General features: G+C 60.3%; 6 protein-coding genes and 2 rRNA genes (1 of these 8 cut by a window edge). 3 read left to right on the forward strand and 5 right to left on the reverse strand.

The features are described 5' to 3' along the window. The first annotated feature begins 20 nt into the window (after positions 1-20). Positions 21-491 (forward strand): LEA type 2 family protein, encoded by a 471-nt coding sequence (locus PRtIB026_RS20230; protein ID WP_203652624.1) that lies wholly within the window; start codon positions 21-23, stop codon positions 489-491. A gap of 25 nt (positions 492-516) precedes the next feature. Here the strand turns inward: PRtIB026_RS20230 and PRtIB026_RS20235 are convergent, their stop codons facing one another. Together PRtIB026_RS20235 and PRtIB026_RS20240 are read right to left on the reverse strand one after the other, a co-directional pair. Next, a complete protein-coding gene (locus PRtIB026_RS20235) occupies positions 517-1,458 on the reverse strand; it encodes a carbon-nitrogen hydrolase family protein (RefSeq protein WP_232856987.1) in 942 nt (313 codons plus the stop codon). Between the two features lie 65 nt (positions 1,459-1,523). Continuing rightward, on the reverse strand, positions 1,524-1,787 hold the full coding sequence (locus PRtIB026_RS20240; RefSeq protein ID WP_203651948.1) for a hypothetical protein: 264 nt from the start codon (positions 1,785-1,787) through the stop codon (positions 1,524-1,526). Positions 1,788-1,919: 132 nt separating this feature from the next. Between PRtIB026_RS20240 and PRtIB026_RS20245 the strand changes: the two genes are divergently transcribed. Continuing rightward, positions 1,920-2,240: a DUF883 family protein gene (locus PRtIB026_RS20245; protein ID WP_031315252.1), complete on the forward strand. Its 321-nt coding sequence runs from the start codon at positions 1,920-1,922 to the stop codon at positions 2,238-2,240. Between the two features lies 1 nt (position 2,241). Here the strand turns inward: PRtIB026_RS20245 and PRtIB026_RS20250 are convergent, their stop codons facing one another. Then, positions 2,242-2,859: a tRNA-(ms[2]io[6]A)-hydroxylase gene (locus PRtIB026_RS20250; protein WP_232856986.1), complete on the reverse strand. Its 618-nt coding sequence runs from the start codon at positions 2,857-2,859 to the stop codon at positions 2,242-2,244. 156 nt (positions 2,860-3,015) lie between these two features. Between PRtIB026_RS20250 and PRtIB026_RS20255 the strand changes: the two genes are divergently transcribed. Then, entirely contained in the window at positions 3,016-3,879 is an 864-nt protein-coding gene (locus PRtIB026_RS20255; protein ID WP_203651946.1) for a universal stress protein, read from the forward strand. A 216-nt stretch (positions 3,880-4,095) separates the two neighbouring features. Here PRtIB026_RS20255 and rrf read toward each other — a convergent pair. Beyond that, positions 4,096-4,211, reverse strand: a 5S ribosomal RNA gene (gene rrf, locus PRtIB026_RS20260). A gap of 136 nt (positions 4,212-4,347) precedes the next feature. Beyond that, positions 4,348-6,107, reverse strand: a 23S ribosomal RNA gene (locus PRtIB026_RS20265) (it continues 1,134 nt past the right edge of the window).

Here is a 6,107-nt window from a genome sequence, read left to right on the forward strand (position 1 = left end):
TGTCCCGAGACCCTATCACCATGTATGCCCGCGCCTGCCTGATTCTGCTGCTGACCCTTGGCCTAAGTGCCTGCGCCCTGTTCCAGGGCCGTGACCCGCTGAACATCAGCGTGATCGGCATCGATCCTTTGCCCGGCCAGGACCTGGAGCTGCGCATGGCGGTGAAGATCCGCGTGCAGAACCCCAACGAAACCCCGGTGGACTTCAACGGCATCGCCCTCAACCTGGAAGTCAACGACCAGCCCCTGGCCGCCGGAGTGAGTGATCAACGCGGGCATATCGGTCGCTACGACGAGGCGGTGATCGTGGTGCCGGTGAGCATCACCGCCTTCGCCTTCCTGCGCCAGGCCTATGGCCTGAGCCGGGTGGAGTCCCTGCAAGGCCTGCCCTATGTATTGCGCGGCAAGCTGGCGGGCGGCACGCTCGGGACAATGCGCTTCACCGACAAAGGCAAGCTGGACCTGCCCGCCGCCACAAGTGCCGGCTGGTAAACCTGTTGTTCAGGTAAGCGAACGATCACTCGCCAGCAGCGGCGGAACCGACAAAGCGCACACCGGGGCGTGGACGTTCATCCACGCTGAGTTCGAACACATCCGGCCGTGCATAGTGGCCGACCACATCGAAGTCGTAACGTGCACGCACCAACTCATCGGTGTCGACCTCGGCACAAAGCAACCCTCGCTCACCTACCAGGGGCCCAGCGAGTACCTCGCCGAGGGGGCCGACGATCACGCTGCCACCGTTGATCAACGGCCGGTCTGCCGGCCAGTTGGCCACCTCAAGGCCCAGCGCCGCCGGTGAGTCCTGCACCTGGCAGGCACTGATGACGAAACAGCGTCCTTCGGCGGCGATATGGCGCATGCTGACCTGCCACAGCTCGCGCTCATCCACCGTCGGCGCGCACCACAGCTGCACGCCCTTGGCGTACATGGCAGTGCGCAGCAGGGGCATGTAGTTCTCCCAGCATATCGCCGCGCCGATGCGCCCGGCGCGGCTCTCCACGACCGGCAGCGTGGAGCCGTCGCCCTTGCCCCAGATCAGCCGCTCGGTGCCGGTGGGCATCAGCTTGCGGTGCTTGGCCACCAGGCCGCCTTCAGGCTCGAAGAACAGCACGGTGCAGTACAGGGTATTGCCGCTGCGCTCGATCACGCCAAGCACCAGGCTCGCCCCGGTGCGCGCCGACAGCCCGGCCAGCGCCTCGGTTTCGGCACCCGGTACATCGATGGCGTTGGCGAAATAGCGGGCGAAGGCTTCACGCCCTTCGGGCAGGCGATAGCCGAGCTGGGTACCGAACCCCTCGCCTTTCGGGTAACCGCCGAGCAACGCCTCGGGCATCACCACCAGGCTGGCACCGGCCTCGCGGATGGCCTGCTCGTAGCCGAGGATCTGTTCCAGGGTGGCAGCCTTGCCCGCAGGCAGCGAGCCGATCTGCAGGGCGGCAACGATGGATCTTGGCATCCTGGGGACTCCTGTCAGAAGAAAGCCGAAAGGTGCGCACCCCGCACCGCAAGTGTTCGCCTGCCTCAGCGGCTGGTGCTGGCGGCGGCCATCATCTTGTTCACTTCACTGCGTACCAGTTGGGTGAATTCCGCCGGCGACATGCCGTCGAGCTCCGCACGCACCCACTCGGCCCACTTGCCCTTGCGCCGCGGTTTCTCCGCGATCAGCCGAGCGGCCTCACCCTTGGCCTTGCCCAGGTTGTTCTGCCAGTACTCGAACAAACGGGCCTTCTCTGCCTCGATCTGCGCCCGTTCCTGGAAGCTCATGTTGGCCAGATTGAAACTCATGGGGGTATTACCTGCCGCTGGGAAATGGGCGCTATCTTACACTGTAGCGACGCGCCATCGGTACGCCGCTGCAACTTTCCCGGCGCCGTGGCATCCACTGTTCAACGCCCAACCCTTCACGAGGATGTGTACATGGCCAGGAAAACCGCCGCGCAAGGCAACAACGACCAGATCAAGGATCAGGTGTTCAGCGAGCTGCAGGCATTGATCGAGGAGTCCGAAAAGCTGCTCAGCGACAGCGCGTCGCTGGTGGGTGAGGAAGCCGAAGGCATGCGCGCGCAACTGGGGCTGAAGCTGCGCCAGGCGCGCGACGCCACCAGCCGACTGGGCCAGAAGGCACAGCCGGTGGTCGAGGCGACACAGGAGTACATTGGCGGCCACCCCTGGCAGACGGTGGCGATTTCCGCAGGTTTCGGCCTGGTGGTCGGCTTGTTGCTCGGGCGCCGCCAGTAGCTCAGGCGGCTTGCGCCAGCGGAATTCCACTGTGGAAGCGCAGTTCCTGGTCGGGTGAAGTAATCAGCCCGACCTCGGCCTCGCGCACCTGCTCCACCACCTGGGCGATATCCGCTTCATCACCATACTGGTGGGCCAGCTTCAGGTAGCCCTGGTAATGCCGTGCCTCGCTCTTGAGCAGGCCGTGGTAGAAGGTGCCGAGTTCTTCGTCCAGGTGCGGCACCAGGGCGGCGAAGCGCTCGCAACTGCGCGCCTCGATGAAAGCCCCCACCACCAGGGTATCCACCAGCTTGACCGGCTCATGGGCGCGCACCAGCCGCCGCAGGCCCGAAGCATAGCGCCCGGCCGAGACCGGCCGCAGCGGCACGCCCCGGCGCTTCATCAGGCGCAACACCTGCTCGTGGTGCACCAGTTCCTCGCGGGCCAGGCGCGACATCATGTTGATCAGGTCGAGGTGGGTGTTGTATTTGGCGATCAAGCTCAGCGCGGTGCTGGCCGCCTTGAACTCGCAGTTCTTGTGATCGATCAGCAGGGTCTCCTGGTCGGCCAGCGCCGCCTCGATCCAGGCATCAGGGGTACGGCAACCGAGGAAGGCGTCGATTTCAGGAATCAGGGACATGGCACTCACAATCACACAGGACATCGGCAGGACCGGGGATTATACCGGCGACCGTGCCGAGTGCCAGTGACTATGCTTGATACATATCAAGCGGCGGCGGCAGCGGCGCCGTCTATAGTCAGGCATTGGCCGCCATTCTGAAGGGAGTTCACGCCCATGCAAGCCGTACGCAGCATCCTTGTCGTCCTCGACCCCGAGCACGCCCACAGCCGTGCCTTGACCCGGGCCAAGCTGATCGCCGGGGAGACCGGCGCGCGCCTGCATCTGTTGATGTGCGACAAGAAGCAGGATCATGGCGCACTGCTCAGCTTGCTCAGCAGCCAGTTGCATGATGATGGGTACGACAGTGTCACCCACGAGCAGCATTGGAAGGACAACCTTCACACATCGATCATCCATGTGCAGCAAGCCGAAGGTTGCGAACTGGTTATCAAGGAACACCGGCCGGACAATCCTCTGCGCAAGGCATTGCTCACCCCCAGCGACTGGAAGCTGCTGCGCGAGTGCCCCTGCGCGGTGCTGATGGTCAAGAGCGAGCGACCATGGACAGGTGGCAAGATCCTGGCGGCCGTGGATGTTGGCAATCAGGACGAAGCCCATCGCCTGCTGCATGCCAGCATCATCGACCATGGCTATGACATCGCCAGCTTGGCCAAGGGCGAGCTGCATGTGATCAGTGCCCACCCCTCGCCCATGCTGTCCGCTGCGGACCCGGTCTACCAGCTCACCGAGACCATCGAGAAGCGCTATCGCGAGGCGTGCCTGGCGTTCCAGGCGGAGTTCGATATCACCGATGACCGCCTGCACATCGCCGAAGGGCCCGCGGATGTGTTGATTCCCTACACCGAGAAGAAGCTCGATGCCGTGGTGACCATTGTCGGTACCGTGGCACGGACAGGCATCTCCGGGGCGCTGATCGGCAATACCGCGGAGGTGGTGCTGGACTCGCTGGAAAGCGATGTGCTGGTGCTCAAGAGCGAAGAGGCCAAGGCGCATCTGGCCGAGTTGGCGCGGGGCTGAAAGACGCAACGCGCCCCCTCTGTAGGAGCGGCCTTGTGCCGCGAAAGGGGCGCGTAGCGGCTCCGGGGTTTGTGCATCACGCTGATATCGCCGGGGCCGGTTGCGGCCCTTTCGCGGCGCGAGGCCGCTCCTACAGGGGGAGACTGTGTTTATTTGGGAACGCGGAAAAGACAAAACCCCTACCTGCTCGCGCAGATAGGGGTTTTGCGAAATGAATCTTGACGATGACCTACTCTCACATGGGGAAACCCCACACTACCATCGGCGATGCATCGTTTCACTGCTGAGTTCGGGATGGGATCAGGTGGTTCCAATGCTCTATGGTCGTCAAGAAATTCTGTTGCCAGAACATCCAGATGGATACTCCAGCCAATTCGGATATGTGATCTTTGTGGTTTGTCGCGAACTTTCGGTTCTTGCGTCTTCACCACCACAATTTGGCCTCGGCGCAAATTGCTTGGGTGTTATATGGTCAAGCCTCACGGGCAATTAGTATTGGTTAGCTCAACGCCTCACAGCGCTTACACACCCAACCTATCAACGTCGTAGTCTTCGACGGCCCTTCAGGGAGCTCAAGGCTCCAGTGAGATCTCATCTTGAGGCAAGTTTCCCGCTTAGATGCTTTCAGCGGTTATCTCTTCCGAACATAGCTACCCGGCAATGCCACTGGCGTGACAACCGGAACACCAGAGGTTCGTCCACTCCGGTCCTCTCGTACTAGGAGCAGCCCCTCTCAAATCTCAAACGTCCACGGCAGATAGGGACCGAACTGTCTCACGACGTTCTAAACCCAGCTCGCGTACCACTTTAAATGGCGAACAGCCATACCCTTGGGACCGGCTTCAGCCCCAGGATGTGATGAGCCGACATCGAGGTGCCAAACACCGCCGTCGATATGAACTCTTGGGCGGTATCAGCCTGTTATCCCCGGAGTACCTTTTATCCGTTGAGCGATGGCCCTTCCATACAGAACCACCGGATCACTAAGACCTACTTTCGTACCTGCTCGACGTGTGTGTCTCGCAGTCAAGCGCGCTTTTGCCTTTATACTCTACGACCGATTTCCGACCGGTCTGAGCGCACCTTCGTACTCCTCCGTTACTCTTTGGGAGGAGACCGCCCCAGTCAAACTACCCACCATACACTGTCCTCGATCCGGATAACGGACCTGAGTTAGAACCTCAAGGTTGCCAGGGTGGTATTTCAAGGATGGCTCCATGAGAACTGGCGTCCCCACTTCAAAGCCTCCCACCTATCCTACACAAGCAAGCTCAAAGTCCAGTGCAAAGCTATAGTAAAGGTTCACGGGGTCTTTCCGTCTAGCCGCGGATACACTGCATCTTCACAGCGATTTCAATTTCACTGAGTCTCGGGTGGAGACAGCGCCGCCATCGTTACGCCATTCGTGCAGGTCGGAACTTACCCGACAAGGAATTTCGCTACCTTAGGACCGTTATAGTTACGGCCGCCGTTTACCGGGGCTTCGATCAAGAGCTTCGCTTGCGCTAACCCCATCAATTAACCTTCCGGCACCGGGCAGGCGTCACACCCTATACGTCCACTTTCGTGTTTGCAGAGTGCTGTGTTTTTAATAAACAGTCGCAGCGGCCTGGTATCTTCGACCGGCGTGGGCTTACGCAGCAAGTGCTTCACCCTCACCGGCGCACCTTCTCCCGAAGTTACGGTGCCATTTTGCCTAGTTCCTTCACCCGAGTTCTCTCAAGCGCCTTGGTATTCTCTACCTAACCACCTGTGTCGGTTTGGGGTACGGTTCCCAGTTATCTGAAGCTTAGGAGCTTTTCTTGGAAGCATGGCATCAACCACTTCGCGCTCTAATGAGCACTCGTCATCAGCTCTCGGCCTTGAGATCCCGGATTTGCCTAAGATCTCAGCCTACCACCTTAAACTTGGACAACCAACGCCAAGCTGGCCTAGCCTTCTCCGTCCCTCCATCGCAATAACTGGAAGTACAGGAATATTAACCTGTTTTCCATCGACTACGCTTTTCAGCCTCGCCTTAGGGACCGACTAACCCTGCGTCGATTAACGTTGCGCAGGAAACCTTGGTCTTTCGGCGTGCGAGTTTTTCACTCGCATTGTCGTTACTCATGTCAGCATTCGCACTTCTGATACCTCCAGCAAGCTTCTCAACTCACCTTCACAGGCTTACAGAACGCTCCTCTACCGCATCATCATAAGATGATACCCGTAGCTTCGGTGCATGGTTT

Source organism: Pseudomonas sp. RtIB026 (genome assembly GCF_016861355.2).
Lineage (GTDB): Bacteria > Pseudomonadota > Gammaproteobacteria > Pseudomonadales > Pseudomonadaceae > Aquipseudomonas > Aquipseudomonas peradeniyensis.

Coding starts and splice junctions, on each gene's coding strand:
- PRtIB026_RS20230 (WP_203652624.1), top strand. CDS start 21: ATGTATGCCCGCGCCTGCCTGATTCTGCTGCTGACCCTTGGCCTAAGT.
- PRtIB026_RS20235 (WP_232856987.1), bottom strand. CDS start 1,458: ATGCCAAGATCCATCGTTGCCGCCCTGCAGATCGGCTCGCTGCCTGCG.
- PRtIB026_RS20240 (WP_203651948.1), bottom strand. CDS start 1,787: ATGAGTTTCAATCTGGCCAACATGAGCTTCCAGGAACGGGCGCAGATC.
- PRtIB026_RS20245 (WP_031315252.1), top strand. CDS start 1,920: ATGGCCAGGAAAACCGCCGCGCAAGGCAACAACGACCAGATCAAGGAT.
- PRtIB026_RS20250 (WP_232856986.1), bottom strand. CDS start 2,859: ATGTCCCTGATTCCTGAAATCGACGCCTTCCTCGGTTGCCGTACCCCT.
- PRtIB026_RS20255 (WP_203651946.1), top strand. CDS start 3,016: ATGCAAGCCGTACGCAGCATCCTTGTCGTCCTCGACCCCGAGCACGCC.